This window comes from Roseovarius gahaiensis (genome assembly GCF_011601345.1).
In the GTDB taxonomy this organism is placed as follows: Bacteria; Pseudomonadota; Alphaproteobacteria; order Rhodobacterales; family Rhodobacteraceae; genus Roseovarius; species Roseovarius gahaiensis.
Window position 1 is genome coordinate 1 of the sequence record NZ_JAAORB010000051.1, and the last position, 18,825, is coordinate 18,825.

Sequence of the window (18,825 nt, forward strand, 5' to 3'; positions counted from 1 at the left end):
GGAGGAAGATCACAACAGATTCGCTGAAGCGGACCGGCTGGAAGCCGGTGGCTTCGATCCATTAGGTGGAAAGTGAAACCTCATGAGAGTTTCACTTTTACCATTTTTGTTTTTATTCAAACATCCAACTCCTCCACAAACCTCGCATTTTCCGAAATATACTGGAACCGCAACTCCGGTTTCTTCCCCATCAGGCGCTCGACCAGATCGCCGGTTTCGCCCGGCTCATCCTCGTCTATCGTCACGCGGATCAGTTTGCGGGTTTCGGGGTTCATGGTGGTTTCTTTGAGGTCTTTCGCGTCCATCTCGCCCAAGCCCTTAAAGCGGCTGACGTCGATCTTGCCCTTGCCGCCAAGGCCCTTTTCCAGCCACTCATCCCGCTCGGCCGCGTCAAGGCAATACACCCGCTTGGCCCCTTGGGTCAGTCGATACAGCGGCGGGCAGGCCAGATATAAATGCCCCGCGTCGATCATCGGGCGCATCTGAGAAAAGAAAAACGTCATCAACAGCGCGGCGATATGGGCGCCATCCACATCGGCGTCGGTCATGATGATGATCTTGTCATAGCGCAGATCATCAACGTTGAACTTGCTGCCCAGCCCGACGCCCAGCGCCTGTGTCAGATCGTTGATTTCTTGGTTGCTGCCCAGCTTTGAACTGGCCGCGCCCAGCACGTTCAGGATCTTGCCGCGCAGGGGCAACAGCGCCTGCGTTTTACGGTCCCGGCCCATCTTGGCCGATCCGCCCGCGCTGTCGCCCTCAACGATGAACAACTCGGTGCCGGCGCGGTTGGTGGCGGTGCAATCCACCAGCTTGCCGGGCAGACGCAGCTTTTTGGTGGCTGTCTTACGCTGGGTTTCTTTCTCCTGACGGCGGCGCAGGCGCTCTTCTGCGCGCAGCACAAGGAAATCAAGGATCGCGCCTGCGGATTTGGTATCAGACGCCAGCCAGTTGTCGAAATGGTCGCGCACGGCGTTTTCGACCAGCCGCTGTGCCTCGGTCGTGGCAAGGCGGTCTTTGGTCTGGCCGACAAACTCGGGCTCGCGGATAAAGCACGACACCAGCGCGCAACCGCCTGTCATCAGGTCATCGCGGGTGATGTTGCCCGCCTTCTTGTTGTTAACCAATTCGCCATAGGCCTTGATCCCCTTGAGGATCGCGGCCCAAAAGCCCGCCACATGGGTGCCGCCTTCGGGCGTGGGGACGGTGTTACAGTAGCTTTGGATGAAGCCATCTCGCGACGGCGTCCAGTTGATCGCCCATTCCACCTTGCCCGGCGTGCCAAAACGTTCCTGAAAATCGACCGTGCCGGAAAAGGGCTGATCGGCATAGGTGGCCGCAGACCCAAGCGTTTCACGCAGGTAATCGGACAGGCCGCCGGGGAAGTGAAACGTCGCCTCTTGCGGGGTGTCGCCATCGGCAATCGCCGATTTCCACCGGATTTCCACGCCCGAGAACAAATACGCCTTTGAGCGGATCGAGGCGAACATGCGGGCCGGTTTGAAGCGGTGCGCGCCGAATATCTGCTCATCCGCGTGAAAGGTGATCGTGGTGCCCCGGCGATTGGGGGCTTGGCCCACCTTTTCCACCGGACCCAGCGGCACACCGCGTGAAAACCGCTGTTCGTAAACTTCCTTGTTGCGCGCCACCTGCACGACCATGGAATCCGACAGCGCATTCACCACCGAGGCCCCCACCCCGTGCAACCCGCCCGAGGTCTGGTAGGCCTTGCCACCAAACTTGCCGCCCGAGTGCAGCGTACACAAGATCACCTCAAGCGCTGACTTTTCGGGAAACTTGGGGTGCGGATCAATCGGGATGCCACGGCCATTGTCGCGCACGGTCAGGGAATAATCCTCGTGCAGTTCCACTTCGATCCGATTGGCGTGCCCGGCCACCGCCTCGTCCATCGAGTTGTCAAGGATTTCGGCCACAAGGTGATGCAGCGCGCGTTCGTCAGTGCCACCGATATACATGCCGGGACGTTTGCGGACGGGCTCAAGCCCTTCCAGCACCTCGATCGAAGAGGCGTCATAATCCGTAGGCTCATCAGGTGTCAGAAGATCGTCGGCCATGTCTGTGCTGCTCTTAGTTTTATGGGTTGGCGGCCATTATGTCAGGCCATGGGCACTAGCGAAAGACGTATCATTCGGTTCAGTGGCTCGTTGCCCTCGGGATCTGTCGCAAAAACCGCGCGCAGCCCTTGAGCGCGGCAGTGTCATCGTCGATCAGCGTGATGGGAATGTCCTGCAGGATCTGACGATAGGGGCCTTTTGCGACAAAGCATGCCTGCATCCCGAGGGAGGCCAGATGCGGCGCAACGGCCCGCGCCACCCCACCAATCAGGTAAAGCCCGCCGGTGGCCATGTGATGCAGGCACATATCGCCGGCAACCGTGCCAACCAGCCGGGCGAACACGCGCATCGTTTCAGCAGCCGTCCCATCCTGCCCGGTGCGATGTTGCGCGATGATAGCCTTGATATCCGACGCCGTGCCCCCCAGCCAATGATGCAGCCGCAACAGGCCCGGCCCCGACAGCACCGCTTCGATCGGTTTGTGCGGGTGGGTGTGCGACATGTGATCAACCAAGGCGTTGATCTGTGCTTCGCCATGCGGCAAGCCCGTATGCCCCGATTCCGCCGGAGGCACGAAAAGGTCATCGCCGATCCGATGGGCAACCGCCACGTTGCACCCGGTGCCCACCCCCAACACCAGCCGCGCACCATCTGGCCGGGCACGGCCCGGCACAACCGGGACAAGCGCCGCATCGTCCAAATCGTCCAAGGCATAGGCCTGCGCCTGCAAATCGTTCAGTAAATGCACCTGCGCCGCGCCGGTTGCGGCCCGCAGGTCATCTGGGGCGATGAACCAATCCAGATTGGTCAGTTGCGCACCATCTGCGCCAACAGGGCCGGCCACCCCGGCACATACCCCAGCCACGGAGGGACACCCAAGGTCACGCAAATAGAAGGCCAAAGCAGCCGCCAGACCGCTGAAATCCGCAGTCCGGTAGCGGCGCGCGCTGTCGGGGCATAGCCGACCCTGCGCATTGGTCAGGCCGATCCGCGTATGGGTTCCCCCGACATCAGCCAGCAGATGCCGCTTACCCATCGCGCCACTGCGCCAGTGTGGCACGCGCAGCCTGCGCCAGCATCACCACGTCGATCCCGACGGCCAGAAACTGCGCCCCCCAGTCGCGATACTGCAAGGCGGTGTCATGATCGGTGGCCAGAATGCCCGCCGCTTTGGGGCTGGCGGCAATGCGGCCAAGCGCCTGTTGGATCGTGTCCTGCACGGGCGCGGCACGGCTATCGCCAAGATACCCCATGTCAGCGGCCAAGTCCGACGGCCCAATGAAAACCCCATCAACACCGTCAACGGCCAGAATATCATCCAGCGCGTCGATCCCGGCCTGCGTTTCAACCTGCACCAAAAGGCAAATCTGCGCGTTGGCCGTGGCTATGTAATCCACAATGGCCGAAAATTGCGAGGCGCGGGCCAAGGCCGCACCCGATCCACGGATGCCTTCGGGCGGATAGCGCGTGGCGCGGACAAGATCGCGCGCCTGCTGTGCGCTTTCCACCATCGGGATCAGCAAAGTTTGCGCGCCAATGTCCAAAGCCTGCTTGATCGCCCAAGCCTCGCCCATGGGCAGGCGCACGACCGGCTGGCTGTGCTGTCCGGTCAGGATTTGCAACTGCTGCATCGTGCTGCGCAGATCGTTTGGGGCGTGCTCACCATCAATGACCAGCCAATCAAAACCGGCGGTTGCCAATATTTCAGTGGCGTAAGCATCGGCAAATCCAGCCCAACAGCCATAAAGCGGTTCACCGGTAGCCAGGGCAGATTTGAACAGGTTTTCGGGCGCGGGCATATCAAGCCTCCGTAACTGTCGCTATGCGCTTTAGGCTTATGCGCGACAAGCCCCCATGTCGAGACCGGCATGGGCCGCAGGCGAACGCCAAGCGAGGCTTTACTTTCTAATCAAAAGCCCAGAGACATTGCGGATGGATAATCATCTCAAAGGCCTTTTGATCACCGCCCTCGGCGTTTTGTTCATTGTGCCGGATTCCCTGTTCATCCGGCTGATAGACGCGTCTGCGCCAACCATCGCCTTTTGGCGCGGGGTGACGGCGGGCGGGTTTGTTTTGATCGGCGTTCTGGCCACGATGGGGCTGCGTGGCTTTGCCGACGTCGCCAAAACCGGTTGGGCTGGCGCGATCTACGTGGTTTTGATCGGCGGAACGGCACCCGGTTTCGTTTTGGCAATAACCCTGACCAGTGTGGCAAACGTCGTGTTTATAATCGCCTCAATGCCAGTATTTGCCGCGATTTTCAGCCGGATTTTCTTAGGCGAACCCATCAGCCCGCGCATGATCTGGACGATGGCCGGGGTTTTTATCGGGCTTGGGGTGATCGCCTGGGGCTCGGGCGAGACGCATGGCGCATCATGGCAGGGCGATTTGATCGCACTGGCGGTATCGGCCTGCTATGCCGGGGCTATGACCGCAGTGCGCAAGGTGCGCGCCACGTCGATGATACCCGCGCTGCCGATTGCCTTTCTGGGGGCGTCTTTGTTGATCTGGCCGTTCTCTGATCCGGGGGCCGCCATGCCATCGCAATGGCCGCTGATTTTGGGCCATGGGGCGTTTATCACCGTGGCGACCACGCTACTGACACTTGGCCCCCGTTATATCGCCTCTGCCGAAGTGGCATTGTTGATCTTGTTGGAATCCGTGCTTGCGCCCTTGCTGGTGTGGTGGGCCATAGGAGAAGATCCGGGGCCATGGGCGATGCTGGGCGGGGCTGTCGTGATCGGCGTGCTGTTTGCATCGAATTTTTGGGCGTTGCGACACCGATACCGGATGCGCAACGTGCCACAGCCAAGGGTTGGCCCGCCGCCTGAGACGTGATCCCCCAAACTCTGTGTTAGACCCGGTTGAGACAGTCGCGCGCGGCTATGATCTGCTTAGGCGACCTTATTCATAGCTGCGCTGATCTTCGATCACCAAACCATCATTGGGCAGGCTGCCCCGCGCCACGATTTCGATCCGGCCTTTCAGCTTAAGCGTATCCGCCACCGCCGCGGCATAATGTTCAGCATCACCGCCATCGGCTTCGATCCGCACTGTCATCACGTCCATTTCCCCGTCACGGGTGGCAATCACACGGGCCTTGGCAATGGCATCATGCCGCGCCACCAATGCCGCCACCTGTTCCGGGCGCACGAACATGCCCTTGATCTTGGTGGTCTGGTCGGCACGCCCCATCCACCCCTTGATGCGGGTATTGGTGCGGCCACAGGGGCTTGGCCCGTCCATCACGGCGCTAAGATCGCCCGTGGCAAAGCGGATCAGCGGATAATCGGGGTTCAGCGTGGTCACCACCACTTCGCCCACTTCTCCGGGGGCAACCGGGTTGCCGGTGCCGGGCGTGACGATTTCCACGATTACGCCTTCGTCGATGATCATGCCGTCTTGCGCCTCGGATTCGTAGGCGATGTTGCCCAGATCAGCTGTGGCATAGCACTGCAAACACGCAATCCCGCGATCTGCGTATTCCTGACGCAAAGACGGAAACAGCGCCCCGCCGCCCACAGCCGCCTTGGTGATGTTCAGGCTCAGGCCCAGTTCATCAGCCTTGTCCAAGATGATCTTGAGGTAATCCGGGGTTCCGGCGTAGGCGGTGATGCCCACATCATGCGCCGCGCGCGCCTGAAGTTCGGTCTGGCCCGTGCCCGCGGGCAAGACAGCCGCCCCCAAAGCACGCGCGCCGTTTTCAAAGATCATGCCAGCCGGCGTCAGGTGATAACCAAAGCAATTCTGCACGATATCCCCCTTGCCGACGCCACAGGCATGCAGAAAGCGGCCCATGCGCCACCAATCGTGGCTATCGCTTCCCGGTTCATAAATCGGGCCGGGGCTTTGGAAGATATGGGCAAATTGCGCCGCGTTCCGCGTCGTCAGCCCACCAAAGGGCGCCGCCGCGCCCTGTGCCTTGCTCAGATCGGATTTGCGCAAGACCGGCAGGGCGGCAAGATCCGCAACCGACCGGATGGCCTGCGGATCAATTCCGTCAAACGCCCCATCATAGCCGGGCAGGGCCTGCGCACGGGCGATCTGTTTAGGCAGGGCCTTGGCCAAGGCCGACTGGCGTTCGTCCGCGCTGCGCGTTTCCAGATTGTCGAAATACTCGGGCATGACCTGTTCCTCTGATGGTCAGCGTGGCATGGTAACGGCGATGGAAGTTAGCTAAGCCACCGCTTGCGGCGTCGATAACTGCGCACGTCGCGAAAGCTTTTGCGGCCCTCATCAGACATCCCAAGATAGAACTCTTTCACATCCGGGTTTTCGCGCAGCGCATCCGACGGGCCGTCCATGACCACGCGACCGCTTTCCAGGATGTAGCCATAATGCGCGAACCGCAAGGCCACGTTGGTGTTCTGTTCGGCCAGCAGGAAGGTATACCCTTCCTTCTCATTGAGCGATTTCACAATGTTGAAAATCTGCTCCACAAGCTGCGGGGCAAGGCCCATGCTGGGCTCGTCCAGAAGGATCGTCTCGGGCCGGCTCATCAATGCGCGGCCAATCGCGACCATCTGCTGTTCCCCGCCCGAGGTGTAGCCCGCCTGACTGCGGCGGCGTTCCTTGAGGCGCGGAAAATAATCATAAACCATGTTCAGATCGGCATCGATTTCGCCGCGCGACGCGCCGCGTGTATAGGCCCCTGTCAACAGGTTTTCCTCGACTGTCAGGTGCTCAAAGCAATGCCGCCCTTCCATCACCTGAATAACACCCTTTTTCACCAGATCGGATGGCACAAGATCCTGCACCCGTTCGCCGCGATACTTGATTGACCCTTTGGTCACTTCGCCGCGTTCGGATTTCAACAGGTTCGAAATCGCCTTAAGCGTCGTCGTCTTGCCCGCGCCATTGCCCCCCAACAGGGCCGTGATGCCGCCCTTCGGCACGCCAAGGCTGACGCCTTTAAGCACAAGGATCACGTGGTTATAGATCACCTCGATATTGTTGACCTCAAGCAGTGTCTCTTCGGTGCGTCCTGCGTCGAGCATGTGTCTCTCCATCATGGTCCGCAATGCGACGGACCGTCTTGGGGTTGGGTCAGACGTGGCGGGCAGGCCGCCACGTCCAGTGGGTCAAAGGACCGCGATCAATCGCAGCGTAGTTCGATCCCGTTTTCTTCGGCGAACGCCATCGAGTCTTGCTCGATCAACGGCCCCAAAACCTCCTGATCCGACTGGAAATAGTCGGTGATCAGCTTGAACTCGCCAGCCTCGGCATCCCACTGCGACACAGCGCCAAAGCCGTTACCGCCATGGTTTTCACAGCTGACCTTGAATTCAGGGCCGAAATTCGGAAGGCCGATAGCGGCCATCTTTTCTTCGGTCATTTCAAGGTTTTCCATACCATCCCGCATTTGCGCGGCGTTGATCGCAGACGTGCCGTGCATGTCCTGCGCGGTCTTGATCGCTTCTGCGGCCAGCATCGCGGCATACATGCCACGGTTATACAGGACCGTCCCGATCTGATCGCCCGCGCCTGCGGCTTTACCGGTTTCGACAACATGCGTCTGGATGTCATCATACACCGGATAATCCGAGCCGATATTGTGGAAGGTCAACGCCTTATAACCATTCGCACGGTCACCGGCCGCCTTCACGTCATTTTCAGAACCGGACCACCAGACGCCAATGAAGTTTTCCATCGGGTAGCGAATGTTCACGGCTTCCTGAATGGCGACTTGGTTCATGACGCCCCAGCCCCACATGATCACGTAGTCAGGCTTTTCACGGCGGATTTGCAGCCATTGCGATTTCTGCTCTTGGCCGGGGTGATCGACGGCCAGAAGGGTCAGATCATAGCCGTGCTTTTCGGCAAGCCCCTCCAAGGTGCGGATCGGCTCCTTGCCATAGGCCGAGTTGTGATAGACCAAGGCGATGGACTTGCCGCTGATATCACCGTCATTCTCGTCAAGGATATGCGTGATCGCATGGCTTGCACCATCCCAGTAGTTGGCAGGATAGTTGAACACCCACTCAAAGACTTTACCGTTCTTGGCCGAGGTACGGCCATAGCCCATGGTGTGAAGCGGAATACCGTCGGCCGTGGCCTTGGGGATCAACTGGTAGGTGATGCCGGTCGAAAGCGGCTGATAGACCAGTGCGCCGTTGCCCGCGCCTTTGGTGGCTTCGTAGCACTCCACACCTTTTTCGGTGTTGTAGCCGGTTTCGCATTCCACAAGATTGATACGCTCGCCGCCGATACCGCCATCACGCTCGTTCAGCAGGGTAAAGTAATCCTGATAGCCGTCCGAGAACGGAATACCGTTCGCGGCATACGGCCCGGTGCGATAGCTGGTGTCGACGATCGTCAGTTCAGCCATGGCCGGAGCAGCAGCCATCACGGCGGCCACGGCGGCACTTAAAAGTTTCGTTTTCATCGGTTCAGGTCCTCCCTTGGTGTTGTTCCTATGGTTTCGGATCGCCGGGGTTTTGACCCCCGGTCAATTCTTCTCGGGCCCGGCGCCGCCTAGTGCGGGAAGGGCCAAAGCCTTAGTTTTTCTTTTGCGACGCGCCAAAGCTGCGCCAGCCCGTGCGGTTCGGCGATCAGGAACACGATGATCATTCCTCCGACGATCATGAATTCCAAATGCGCGGCCAGATCCGTGGGCCAGCCAAGGCCGCCCACCAGAACGTTTTTCAGCAGCACCGGCAGCAACACAAGGAAAGCCGCGCCCGCGAACGACCCGAAGATCGAGCCAAGCCCACCAATGATCACCATGAACAGCACAAGGAACGACTTGTTGATGCCAAAGGCCTCTCCCACCTCGACCGCGCCAAGATAAACCGCAAAGAACAAGGCCCCCGAGATGCCAACGAAGAAACCAGATACCATGAAGGCCGTCAGTTTCGCGCGCAGCGGGTTCACGCCAATGATCTCGGCCGCGATATCCATATCGCGGATCGCCATCCATTTGCGCCCTGCCATGCCGCGCGTCAGGTTCCGCGCAAGAAGAGCGCAGGCCACGGTGAAGACAAGGCAGAACAGGTAAGCCGCCCAAGGGGCTGTTTCCGCGCCGGTGACAGGCGCGCCGAATACCGTGCGTTCCGGCGCGCTGATCTGACCCGAAGCCGAATAGTTGTAGAACCACGACACACGGTTGAACATCCAAACAAGGAAGAACTGCGCCGCCAGCGTGGCCACCGCCAGATAGAACCCTTTGATCCGCAAACTTGGCAGGCCGAACAAAACGCACACGCCTGCTGTTATCCCCCCGGCTATAATCACGTGAAAGAAAATGTTCACATCCGGGAATGCGGTCATCAGCTTGTAGCAGGCATAAGCCCCCACAGCCATAAAACCACCGGTGCCAAGGCTGACCTGCCCGCAATACCCCACAAGGATATTCAGGCCGATGGCCGCAATGGAATAGATCAGAAACGGCAGGAAAACAGCGTTCACCCAATAGTCGTTGATCACAAAAGGCACCACGGCGAATGCCGCAATCAGAACCGCATAGTATCGGTAGCGGTCAAACTTGATCGGGAAGGTCTGGCTATCCTCGGTGTAAGAGGTCTTGAAATCACCGGCTTCACGATAGAACATTACAGAACCTCCCCATAAATTTCGTTGTCGTCGCGCTTTTGCGCGCGATTGGCAGGTTTGGCATATCCGGTCGCCTCGGAGTGGCGCACCAGCCAGAGATACGCCAACATCCCAAGACCCCCGCCAATCGCCGCCAAGACAAGGGCGGTCACCATTTGCGCGGTGTTTTCAGTGTCTGCCGTCAGGGCGAGATAGCCAAAGGCCCAAAACCCCGACCATGCGATGACATTGGCAATCGCGATGAGCTTTTGCATGCCTACACCCTCTCGATGATTTTTTCGCCAAACAGGCCCTGTGGCCGGAAGACGAGGAAGATCAGCGCCAAGACATAGGCAAACCAGTTTTCGGTGGCCCCACCCATCATCCCGCCAAACGTGAATTCGAACAGCTTTTCACCGACCCCGATGATCAAGCCACCCACGATGGCCCCCGGGATCGAGGTGAACCCACCCAGCATCAAAACCGGCAACGCTTTGAGGGCGATCAGCGACAGCGAGAATTGCACGCCCGATTTGGTGCCCCACATGATGCCGGCCACGATGGCCACGAACCCGGCCAGCGACCACACCATCACCCAGATGAAGTTCAAGCTGACGCCAACCGAAAGCGCCGCCTGATGATCGTCTGCCACGGCGCGCATGGCGCGGCCGTGCTTCGAGTACTGCGCAAACACGACAAGGCCAATCACCAGCAAGATCGCGATGAAGGTCGCCCAAAGATCCAGGTTGTCGATGAAAAACCCGTAGCCAAAGAGGTTGTAGGTAACCTCGTCAATCGTGGAGTTGATACCTTGCGGCAGGCCGACATCCAGCTTCTTGATGTCGCTGCCCCACATGATATCGCCAAAACCTTCAAGGAAATACGCAAGGCCGATTGTCGCCATGAACAGGATGATCGGTTCTTGATTGACCAGATGTCGGAAAATGAAGTGGTTCACCAGCCACGCCAGCAAGACCATGACGGCCATCGTCAGCAGAATCGCGGCCAGCGCCGGAACATGCCAGCCGAAATGGTGGATTTCTGTGCCGAAGGTGGCGTTGATCAAGTGGCTGAACGGAACCTGCCCCTCCATGATACCCACCAATGTCAGCGCCGCAAAGAGCGCCATCACGCCTTGGCTGAAATTGAAGATCCCCGACGCTTTGTAGATCAGGACAAAGCCCAGAGCGACAAGCGCGTACAAAACCCCCGCCATCAGACCGTTCGCGAAGACCTCCATTCCCCAGATAAACTGTTCAGGCATGTTGCGTCCCTCCCCTCGTGTCGCGGTTCCGGCTGAAATCAGTCATGGGCCACCCCCAGATAGGCGTCGATCACCGCCTGATTGTTGCGCACTTCATCAGGCGTGCCGTCGCCGATTTTCTTGCCGTAATCCATCACGACAACACGGTCGCTCAGGTCCATAACCACACCCATATCGTGTTCGATCAGGGCAATCGTGGTGCCGAATTCATCATTCACATCCAGAATAAAGCGGCTCATGTCCTCTTTTTCCTCGACGTTCATGCCGGCCATCGGCTCATCCAGCAGCAGGATGGACGGCTCGGCGGCCAAAGCGCGGGCCAGTTCAACGCGCTTTTTCAAACCGTAAGGCAAGCGACCCACTGGCGTTTTGCGGATGTGCTGGATTTCCAGAAAGTCGATGACCTTTTCAACGACTTCGCGGTTTTCCACTTCCTCGCGCTCTGCCTTGCCCTTCCAGATCGCCTGCGCCAGAAGGCCCGCATTCATCTGCCGGATACGCCCAGTCATCACGTTGTCCAGAACACTCATGCCTTCGAACAGGGCAATGTTTTGGAATGTCCGGGCAATACCTTGGCGCGCCACTTGGTAGGGTTTCATCGGCGGGCGCAACGCGCCTTTGTACCAAACCTCGCCTTGTTGCGGATTATAGAACCCCGAGATGACGTTCAGCATGCTGGACTTGCCAGCGCCGTTCGGGCCGATGATCGCGCGGACTTCGCCCTGACGGATATCGAAACTGATATCTTGGATCGCCACAACACCACCAAACCGCAGCGTGATGTGCTTCATTTCCATCACCACGCCGCCAATCTTGCGGCCATCTTCGGTGGTAAAGCCTTCTGAGGCATCAAGCATGGCTCAAACCTTTCTCATCTGACCACGGGCCGGCGGGCGGGGCGACGTTGCCGCATGCGGCAACAAGCGGCGCGTGCCGGGCCATCATTCTGCGGCCACCTTTGTATCGCCGTTCACCGGCACCACTTTGCAATCGCGGATTTCCAAAGTGGCGCTGATCGCGCCCTTGCGGCCATCCTCGTAGGTCACTTCGGTGGTTGTGAAAATCTCGTTCGACCCGTCGTAAAGCGCGCCCAGAAGATCCTCGAACTTCTCGGCGATCACCCCACGGCGCACCTTGCGGGTGCGGGTCATTTCGCCGTCGTCCGCATCCAGCTCTTTGTGCAGCACCAGGAAGCGATGCACTTGGCAATGTGACAGCATCGGATCATCCGCAAGGCTGCGGTTCACCTCTTCGACATGGGTCTGGATCATCTCCAAAACCTTGGGATGACCGGCCAGTTCCTGATAAGAGGCATAGCCGATATTGTTACGCTCAGCCCAGTTTCCCACCGCCGTCAGGTCGATATTGATGAAGGCAGTGCAGGCATCACGCTGATGGCCGAACACCACGGCCTCAAGGATATTGGGATAGAACTTGAGCTTGTTCTCGACATACTTGGGCGCGAACATCTTGCCATCGGCCATCTTGCCCACGTCCTTGGCCCGGTCGATGATCCGCAGATGCCCTGACCCGTCCTCGAAAAAGCCCGCGTCGCCGGTGGCGACCCAACCTTCGGGGTCTTTCGTCTTTTTAGTGCTTTCCTCGTTCTTGTAATAATACTCGAACGTGCCCGGACCGCGGTAGAACACCTCGCCCGTCTCATCGATCTTGATCTCGACGCCGGGTGCCGCCACGCCAACCGTATCGTTGCGCACTTCCCCATCGGGTTGCAGCGTGATGAACACCGACGCTTCGGTCTGGCCGTAAAGCTGCTTCAAATTGATGCCAAGGCTGCGGTAAAATTCAAAAATTTCCGGCCCGATCGCCTCGCCAGCCGTGTATCCCACACGCACCCGGCCAAAACCCAGCGTGTCCTTTAGCGGCCCATAGATGAAAACGTGGCCCAACGCATATTTCAGTCGATCCCAACCCCCCACGGGCTTGCCGTCCAAAATGGCGGGGCCGACTTTGCGGGCATGATCCATGAAAACATCGAACAGCCATTTCTTGAAGCGGCCCGCGTCCTCCATCCGGATCATCACGTTGGTCAACTGAGTCTCGAACACGCGGGGCGGGGCGAAATAGTAGGTTGGGCCAATTTCGCGCAAATCAGTTTGCATCGTTTCTGGGGATTCGGGGCAGTTCACACAGAACCCGCACCAATAGGCCTGCCCGATCGAAAAGATGAAATCGCCCACCCAAGCCATCGGCAGATAGGCCAACACCTCTTCGTCGCGGCTGAGTTGATCAAACTCCGCCGACGAGCGGGACGCCTCAATGATATTGCGGTTCGACAGCACCACGCCCTTGGGCTTCCCGGTGGTGCCCGACGTGTAAAGCATCACGCAGATGCTGTCGTAATTAAGCTTTTCGCGGCGCGCCTTAAGGTCTTCGATGAACTCCCAATAGGCGGCGCGCCCCTGATCCTGAATGCCGGTAAAGGTGTGCAGCTTGTGATGATCGTATTTCCGCATACCGCGCGGATCGACGTAGATCATATGCTCGAACTGATGCAGTTGATCCTGAATGTCGATCATCTTGTCGACTTGCTCTTGGTCTTCGACCACCGCAAACCGCGCTCCGCAATGCTCCATGACATAGGCCATTTCGTCGGCGGCGGCGTCCTGATAAAGCGGCACAGGAATGGCCCCCACCGATTGCGCCGCCACCATGGACCAATAAAAATGGGGGCGATTGCGCCCGACGACGGCGATAAAATCGCCCTCGTTCACACCAAGGTTGATCAAGCCAAGCGCCAAGGCCTCAATTTCTTTTTCTGCCTCCGCCCACGTCCAGCATTGCCAAATGCCGAATTCTTTTTCGCGGTAGGCTGGCCTGTTGGCGCACTCTTTGGCGTTCCTCTGAAGTAGCGCCGGAATGGACCCAAGTCCTTCCGTCGCCTGTGACGACTGAGCCAATTTTTTTCCTCCCCAATGTCCGCTTTGCGAACAGATCACCTTATGACGGCGACTCCTCCTGCCATCAAAAGTGCCAGTTTGACCCTTGCGGTCAACTTTTTCCTGATCATTTCGCAAACCTTTCGAATTGTAACAGACGCTCAAACTGGCTTTGCGGCATGCGCCCGCGGTGCTAGCGATGGGTAAAAGGACATCCCGATGGCACCGACACCCAGCCCAACCGACGCCATGACAATGGCTGGCCTGAACCTGATCCAGCAGGCCCTATCCATCTATGACGCGGATTTGCGGCTGGCTGTGTGCAATCACCGGTTTCAGGAAATGTTCGACCTGCCAGACTGGCTGGTGACACCCGGTGCCTGTTTTTCGGATACGATCCGTTTTCTGGCCGAGCGCGGCGATTACGGCGACGTCAAAGACATTGATGCGTTTGTTGACTCGCGTGTCGAACAGGCCCGCGCGTTCGAGCCGCACTATATGGAACGCACCCGGGCCAACGGCCGGATCATCGGCGTTGAAGGCACACCCCTGCCACAGGGGGGCTGGGTCACGGTCTATACCGATATCACGCGCACCAAACGCCAAGAGTCCTTGTTGCGGACCCGATCCGAAGAATTGTCGGACCAGTTACTCGCCTATTCCGAAGAACTGGCAGCCGCGAACCGGGAACTGTCGGCAACGATTACCGCCCTAGAAGAAACCAAACGCCAATTGACGGCCTCCGAGGCACGAACCCGTCTGACCACCGAAATGATGCCAGCCCATATCGCACATGTCGGCGCCGACGGGCGCTACACCTATTCCAACCGCCGCCTCACCACGGTCATGCCCGGTTCCAAATCGGACATCATCGGCATCTCGGTGGAAGAGGCGCTTGGATCACAAGCCAATTCGGCAATCCACCCGTATCTGGAACAGGCCTTTCGGGGCAAAGCCTCGGTCTTCGAGTTCACGCATGAACCCAGCTCCCGCCGCATCCGGGTGGCCTTGACGCCCGATGACACGCAAGGCGGGGCTTATGTTCTGTCGATGGATATCACCGAAGAGGCGCAAACGCGCTCGGCCTTGCAACAAACCCGCCGTCGCGAAATGGCCGCGCAGCTGACCAGCGGGCTGGCGCATGATTTCTCGAACCTGCTGACAATCATTCTGGGCATGCAATCGAAACTGCAACGCATGGATCTTGGTCCGGCCGCGAATGAGTTGATCTCGGCCACGCTGGCCGCTGCGCGGCGCGGGGGCGGGCTACTCAACAGAATCGCCGATATGACCGGGCCACGCGAACACATGCCTGTGCCAACCGATCTTGGCGGCTTTCTGGACGACCTAGAAACCTTGGCGCGGTCAACCCTGTCCGATAGCGTCGTGTTCTGCGTCGACAATCAGGTCACCGGCCGCGCGTTCAAGGTGGATCCGGGCATGTTGCAGGATTCACTGCTCAACCTTGTCCTGAATGCCCGCGACGCCTGTGGTGCGAACGGCCAGATCACACTCTCCGCCGCTTGTGTCAAAGACACTTGGCTGGAATTCAATGTCACCGATACCGGCCATGGGTTTTCGGATAAGGCTCTTGCACATGCGTTGGACCCGTTTTTTACAACCAAGGGCGGCGAAGGGTCAGGGCTTGGCCTGTCCATGGTGTATGACATGACCAAGCTGGCAGGCGGGCGCGTGAAATTGTCGAACACATCGACCGGCGGCCGCGTCAGCCTGCGTTTGCCCCTGCGGCCCGCCAACCCGTCAGACGCGCCCGGCATGATCCTACTTGTCGAAGACAGCCCGGATTTGCGCGGGACTGTGCGCGACATGCTGCGCGACACAGGGCATACCGTGATCGAGGCCGCCTCAGCCGATGAAGCGTTGGCGCTGATAACAGAAATTCCGCAAATCTCGGCGCTTTTGTCAGACATCTCACTGGAGGGCAGCAAAACCGGGCTTGACCTTGTCAAGGCGCTTCCCGAAAACCATTGTCCGGCATATCTCATGACATCCCTGCCGCCCGATGATCCGCTGCACAAAGTCGCCAGTGCGCACGCACCGGTGCTGCGCAAACCGTTCAACGCGCCCCAACTGAACGCCTTCTTGAAATCGGACCCGCGCCCATGACCGCACCGCTTGTCACCATTCTCGACGATGAACCGGCCATTCGCGCCATGTTGTCAGAGGCGCTACAAGAGGCCGGGTTTCGCACCATGACCTTTGGCCGCGCCACGGAATTCGAGGCCGCCTTGCGTGGCGCCCGGCCCGATGTCTGCCTCGTTGACCTGTCTTTGCCGGATCGTGACGGGCTGACACTGGTGCATCGGCTGGCGTTGGAACAGGGCGCAACGGTGATCATCATCTCGGGCCGGGCCGAAGTGCAAGACAAGGTCACAGGGCTGGAGTTGGGCGCCGACGACTACATCATAAAACCGTTTGAGCCCGCCGAGGTCGTGGCCCGCATCCGCGCCCGCCTGCGCCGCGAAACCGCCGCAGCGCAAAGTTCGGATACTGCGCGATTCAATGGCTGGGTGGCGCATTTCGACCGCTACGTTCTCGAAGATGAAACCAACGCGGAAACCCCGTTTTCCCATGCCGAGGGCGAGGTTTTGCGCCTGTTTCTGGAACGCCCCAAACGGCTTATCTCTCGGCAAGCCATGCAAGAAGCGCTTGGCGGAGCGGCAGGTGACAGTTTTGATCGGGCCATGGATGTGCGCATTTCGCGGCTGCGCACCAAGCTGCGCGAAGATCCAAAGAACCCGCGCCTGATCAAAACGATCTATGGCGCGGGGTATATTTTTCTGGGCGATGTCAGCTGGGGCTGACAGGTTTTGCGCGCCTTGCGGCGCGCCCGGATTGGGGGCGCTGCCCCCGCCGCCCTTCGGGCGACTCCCCCGGGGTATTTTGACCAAGAAAAAGCAGAGCACTGTCGCTTTTTCTTGGGTTTAAATACCCCCGCCGGAGGGATATGTTTCTTGTTTCATACGTTCTCACTGAGTGCCATCGGATTTTATATTCCTTTAATCTCAACAATTTAAGGTTCCATGGCATCCCGGAATGAACCGGGCAGTGCCAAGCCAGAACGTATATAAAAAAAAGGATATTTCTATGGCAAAATCAAATGCATTTACAGTCGCTCAACTCAAATCTCTGCCGGTGGGCAAGCATTGCGATGGGCAGGGTCTTTGGCTCCATAAGCGCGCCGATGGTGGGGCGCAATGGGTCTTTCGTTTCAACCTTTGGGGCCGCCAACGGGAAATGGGTCTGGGGTCTTTCGGACCGGTCAGCCTTGCCGAGGCGCGCAAGAAAGCGGCATGGGCCCGAGAGCAGGTGAGCAACGATTGCGATCCTATCAAACAGCGTCGTCTCAGGATTCAACAAAGCAACCTGATAGACGGACGACTTGAACCTCTGGCCTGGCAGGCATTCGAGACACATAAAAAGAACCTCAAGCATAATGGATCAAATGGTACTTGGTTCAGCCCCCTGCGGCTGCATGTTTTACCCAAGCTGGGCAAGATGCCAATCGTCAAGATTGATCAGGACGACATCGCACAGGCCTTGGCCCCGATCTGGCACGACAAACCCGTGACCGCCAAGAAAGCTGTGTCACGGCTGAGAACCGTTTTCCGATACGCGCGTGCGAAAGGTTTCCTTGTGAACCGAGCGGTTATCGAAGATGCGGTTATCATTCTCGGGGAAAACAAGAAGCGCGCGACACCGCATCTGGCACTGCCTTGGCAAGATGTGCCTGCGTTTTACGCAACTCTTTCAGATGACGACCCGGTGCAACTGGCATTGAGAATGCTAATTCTGACCGGGGTTCGCGCTGGCTCAGTCAACAACATGCGTTTCGAGCAAATCCTGAGTACCGTTTGGGAAATCCCACCACTCCACGTCAAGGGCCGGGCAGACAATGACCAAGGATTTGCTGTTCCTCTGAGTCATGAGGCACGGCATGTGATTGAGTTGGCAAAAGAACGATCTCAAAACGGGTACCTGTTTCCTAATGCAAAAGGCGGCCCCCTCAACAAAATGGCCATGCGCAATTACCTCGCCGATAACGGTATTCCCGCAACGCCCCATGGGTTCAGGTCTTCATTGAGAACATGGCTGGCCGACAAAACGGAGTGCCCCGATGAGGTTGCAGAAGCTTGTATCGGACATGTGCGTAAGGGTGACGCTGCCATCGACACCTACAAGCGAACGGATTACCTGGAGCGGCGTGCACCCTACATGTACGCGTGGACCAAGTTTATCACCGGTCAAGACCAAACTGCCTAAAATTGAAAACTCAGTTTAACCTTCATGTGAGACAAAAAGGTATCGATAACAAAATGAGGACTTGAATGACCAACATAATTCTACGTCAAAAAGATGTACAAAAAATTACCGGCCTGAGCCGCTCGACAATTTACAGACATATCAATGCGGGCACATTTCCGGCCCCCGTTAAGCTGACCGAACGTCTTATCGGATGGCATTCCAGCACCATATCCGAATGGATGGACAGCCGCCCTGAGATCTGACCGCCAGACCAGCCACACAAAAAAAACGCCCGGCATCATTTGCGCCGGGCGGTTTTGGTTTTCATAGGGAGAAATCACATACCGGGCTGCCATCAGATTTCCAGGCATGTATTCTGCCCGCCACTTGCGGCCTCGGTTGAGGGCGTATCTTCGTTGCTAGCCATGATATCCTGTTCGAGCCGTTCGATATCCCACCCCGACATGTCTCTGACGCGCAACAACCGTTCGGCCAGCGTCTCGAGGACATTTCGATTGGCGCGGATCGTCACCAACGCCTTGTCTTGAGCCTCGCGCAAATGCGCCTCTACCCTCTCGCGAAGGTCTGCAGGAGCACGCCAAATATCTGCCGCCGAGACACCATCCCACAGCAGACCACTTCCCCCGAAGCCCCAATGCCGTTCAATTGCCAGCGCCAGACTGGTTGCTTTCGCGAGATCACTTTGTTCTCCAGCATGTGAATCGGCATGCAAAAGTGACCCACCTGGGTGGGTTATGATCATCTAAAACTGACCCACCTGCCACGTTAGCAT

17 protein-coding genes are annotated in these 18,825 nt (G+C 58.3%); 5 read left to right on the forward strand and 12 right to left on the reverse strand.

The window, feature by feature from the left end; genetic code table 11:
* Window positions 1-116: 116 nt before the first annotated feature.
* The 3 genes from parE to HAT86_RS15480 all read right to left on the reverse strand — a co-directional run bounded on the left by parE (window position 117) and on the right by HAT86_RS15480 (window position 3,874).
* A complete protein-coding gene (gene parE, locus HAT86_RS15470; protein WP_167199926.1) occupies window positions 117-2,075 on the reverse strand; it encodes a DNA topoisomerase IV subunit B in 1,959 nt (652 codons plus the stop codon).
* Between the two features lie 79 nt (window positions 2,076-2,154).
* The gene (locus HAT86_RS15475; RefSeq protein ID WP_331272568.1) at window positions 2,155-3,135 is read right to left on the reverse strand and encodes a glucokinase; all 981 of its coding nucleotides are present in this window, start codon (window positions 3,133-3,135) and stop codon (window positions 2,155-2,157) included.
* The gene (locus HAT86_RS15480; protein ID WP_167199930.1) at window positions 3,104-3,874 is read right to left on the reverse strand and encodes an aldolase/citrate lyase family protein; all 771 of its coding nucleotides are present in this window, start codon (window positions 3,872-3,874) and stop codon (window positions 3,104-3,106) included. The genes HAT86_RS15475 and HAT86_RS15480 overlap by 32 nt, the downstream gene beginning before the upstream one ends.
* Before the next feature lie 133 nt (window positions 3,875-4,007).
* Between HAT86_RS15480 and HAT86_RS15485 the strand changes: the two genes are divergently transcribed.
* Window positions 4,008-4,913 (forward strand): DMT family transporter, encoded by a 906-nt coding sequence (locus tag HAT86_RS15485; protein ID WP_167199933.1) that lies wholly within the window; start codon window positions 4,008-4,010, stop codon window positions 4,911-4,913.
* A gap of 66 nt (window positions 4,914-4,979) precedes the next feature.
* Here the strand turns inward: HAT86_RS15485 and HAT86_RS15490 are convergent, their stop codons facing one another.
* From HAT86_RS15490 to HAT86_RS15525, 8 genes are all read right to left on the reverse strand, one after another.
* The gene (locus HAT86_RS15490) at window positions 4,980-6,200 is read right to left on the reverse strand and encodes a phenylacetate--CoA ligase family protein (RefSeq protein ID WP_167199935.1); all 1,221 of its coding nucleotides are present in this window, start codon (window positions 6,198-6,200) and stop codon (window positions 4,980-4,982) included.
* A 47-nt stretch (window positions 6,201-6,247) separates the two neighbouring features.
* The gene (locus HAT86_RS15495) at window positions 6,248-7,072 is read right to left on the reverse strand and encodes an ABC transporter ATP-binding protein (protein WP_167199938.1); all 825 of its coding nucleotides are present in this window, start codon (window positions 7,070-7,072) and stop codon (window positions 6,248-6,250) included.
* Between the two features lie 98 nt (window positions 7,073-7,170).
* Window positions 7,171-8,460 carry an ABC transporter substrate-binding protein gene (locus tag HAT86_RS15500; RefSeq protein WP_167199941.1) on the reverse strand — a complete coding sequence of 430 codons (1,290 nt, stop codon included), beginning with the start codon at window positions 8,458-8,460 and terminating at the stop codon, window positions 7,171-7,173.
* Window positions 8,461-8,549: 89 nt separating this feature from the next.
* A complete protein-coding gene (locus HAT86_RS15505) occupies window positions 8,550-9,626 on the reverse strand; it encodes a branched-chain amino acid ABC transporter permease (protein ID WP_167199944.1) in 1,077 nt (358 codons plus the stop codon).
* Window positions 9,626-9,880, reverse strand: a complete 255-nt coding sequence (locus HAT86_RS15510) for a hypothetical protein (protein ID WP_167199947.1) — start codon at window positions 9,878-9,880, stop codon at window positions 9,626-9,628. The genes HAT86_RS15505 and HAT86_RS15510 overlap by 1 nt, the downstream gene beginning before the upstream one ends.
* Window positions 9,881-9,882: 2 nt before the next feature.
* Window positions 9,883-10,869 carry a branched-chain amino acid ABC transporter permease gene (locus HAT86_RS15515; RefSeq protein WP_167199949.1) on the reverse strand — a complete coding sequence of 329 codons (987 nt, stop codon included), beginning with the start codon at window positions 10,867-10,869 and terminating at the stop codon, window positions 9,883-9,885.
* Between the two features lie 38 nt (window positions 10,870-10,907).
* Window positions 10,908-11,726 carry an ABC transporter ATP-binding protein gene (locus tag HAT86_RS15520; RefSeq protein ID WP_167199952.1) on the reverse strand — a complete coding sequence of 273 codons (819 nt, stop codon included), beginning with the start codon at window positions 11,724-11,726 and terminating at the stop codon, window positions 10,908-10,910.
* Between the two features lie 84 nt (window positions 11,727-11,810).
* Window positions 11,811-13,787, reverse strand: a complete 1,977-nt coding sequence (locus HAT86_RS15525) for an AMP-binding protein (RefSeq protein ID WP_167199955.1) — start codon at window positions 13,785-13,787, stop codon at window positions 11,811-11,813.
* 198 nt (window positions 13,788-13,985) lie between these two features.
* On the opposite strand from HAT86_RS15525, the gene HAT86_RS15530 reads away from it, so the two are divergent.
* From HAT86_RS15530 to HAT86_RS15545, 4 genes are all read left to right on the forward strand, one after another.
* A complete protein-coding gene (locus HAT86_RS15530; RefSeq protein ID WP_167199958.1) occupies window positions 13,986-15,893 on the forward strand; it encodes a PAS-domain containing protein in 1,908 nt (635 codons plus the stop codon).
* On the forward strand, window positions 15,890-16,591 hold the full coding sequence (locus HAT86_RS15535) for a response regulator transcription factor (protein WP_167199962.1): 702 nt from the start codon (window positions 15,890-15,892) through the stop codon (window positions 16,589-16,591). Before HAT86_RS15530 ends, HAT86_RS15535 begins: the two co-directional genes overlap by 4 nt.
* A 283-nt stretch (window positions 16,592-16,874) precedes the next feature.
* Window positions 16,875-18,050, forward strand: a complete 1,176-nt coding sequence (locus HAT86_RS15540) for a tyrosine-type recombinase/integrase (RefSeq protein ID WP_167199965.1) — start codon at window positions 16,875-16,877, stop codon at window positions 18,048-18,050.
* Window positions 18,051-18,115: 65 nt separating this feature from the next.
* Window positions 18,116-18,295 carry a helix-turn-helix transcriptional regulator gene (locus tag HAT86_RS15545; RefSeq protein ID WP_167199969.1) on the forward strand — a complete coding sequence of 60 codons (180 nt, stop codon included), beginning with the start codon at window positions 18,116-18,118 and terminating at the stop codon, window positions 18,293-18,295.
* 92 nt (window positions 18,296-18,387) lie between these two features.
* Here HAT86_RS15545 and HAT86_RS15550 read toward each other — a convergent pair whose 3' ends face one another.
* A complete protein-coding gene (locus HAT86_RS15550; RefSeq protein ID WP_167199972.1) occupies window positions 18,388-18,795 on the reverse strand; it encodes a M41 family metallopeptidase in 408 nt (135 codons plus the stop codon).
* Window positions 18,796-18,825 lie beyond the last annotated feature (30 nt).

What these genes read in the sequence shown, in the direction of transcription:
- parE (WP_167199926.1), bottom strand. Translation starts at nt 2,075, where the DNA reads ATGGCCGACGATCTTCTGACACCTGATGAGCCTACGGATTATGACGCC.
- HAT86_RS15480 (WP_167199930.1), bottom strand. Translation starts at nt 3,874, where the DNA reads ATGCCCGCGCCCGAAAACCTGTTCAAATCTGCCCTGGCTACCGGTGAA.
- HAT86_RS15485 (WP_167199933.1), top strand. Translation starts at nt 4,008, where the DNA reads ATGGATAATCATCTCAAAGGCCTTTTGATCACCGCCCTCGGCGTTTTG.
- HAT86_RS15490 (WP_167199935.1), bottom strand. Translation starts at nt 6,200, where the DNA reads ATGCCCGAGTATTTCGACAATCTGGAAACGCGCAGCGCGGACGAACGC.
- HAT86_RS15495 (WP_167199938.1), bottom strand. Translation starts at nt 7,072, where the DNA reads ATGCTCGACGCAGGACGCACCGAAGAGACACTGCTTGAGGTCAACAAT.
- HAT86_RS15500 (WP_167199941.1), bottom strand. Translation starts at nt 8,460, where the DNA reads ATGAAAACGAAACTTTTAAGTGCCGCCGTGGCCGCCGTGATGGCTGCT.
- HAT86_RS15505 (WP_167199944.1), bottom strand. Translation starts at nt 9,626, where the DNA reads ATGTTCTATCGTGAAGCCGGTGATTTCAAGACCTCTTACACCGAGGAT.
- HAT86_RS15510 (WP_167199947.1), bottom strand. Translation starts at nt 9,880, where the DNA reads ATGCAAAAGCTCATCGCGATTGCCAATGTCATCGCATGGTCGGGGTTT.
- HAT86_RS15515 (WP_167199949.1), bottom strand. Translation starts at nt 10,869, where the DNA reads ATGCCTGAACAGTTTATCTGGGGAATGGAGGTCTTCGCGAACGGTCTG.
- HAT86_RS15520 (WP_167199952.1), bottom strand. Translation starts at nt 11,726, where the DNA reads ATGCTTGATGCCTCAGAAGGCTTTACCACCGAAGATGGCCGCAAGATT.
- HAT86_RS15530 (WP_167199958.1), top strand. Translation starts at nt 13,986, where the DNA reads ATGGCACCGACACCCAGCCCAACCGACGCCATGACAATGGCTGGCCTG.
- HAT86_RS15535 (WP_167199962.1), top strand. Translation starts at nt 15,890, where the DNA reads ATGACCGCACCGCTTGTCACCATTCTCGACGATGAACCGGCCATTCGC.
- HAT86_RS15540 (WP_167199965.1), top strand. Translation starts at nt 16,875, where the DNA reads ATGGCAAAATCAAATGCATTTACAGTCGCTCAACTCAAATCTCTGCCG.
- HAT86_RS15545 (WP_167199969.1), top strand. Translation starts at nt 18,116, where the DNA reads ATGACCAACATAATTCTACGTCAAAAAGATGTACAAAAAATTACCGGC.
- HAT86_RS15550 (WP_167199972.1), bottom strand. Translation starts at nt 18,795, where the DNA reads ATGATCATAACCCACCCAGGTGGGTCACTTTTGCATGCCGATTCACAT.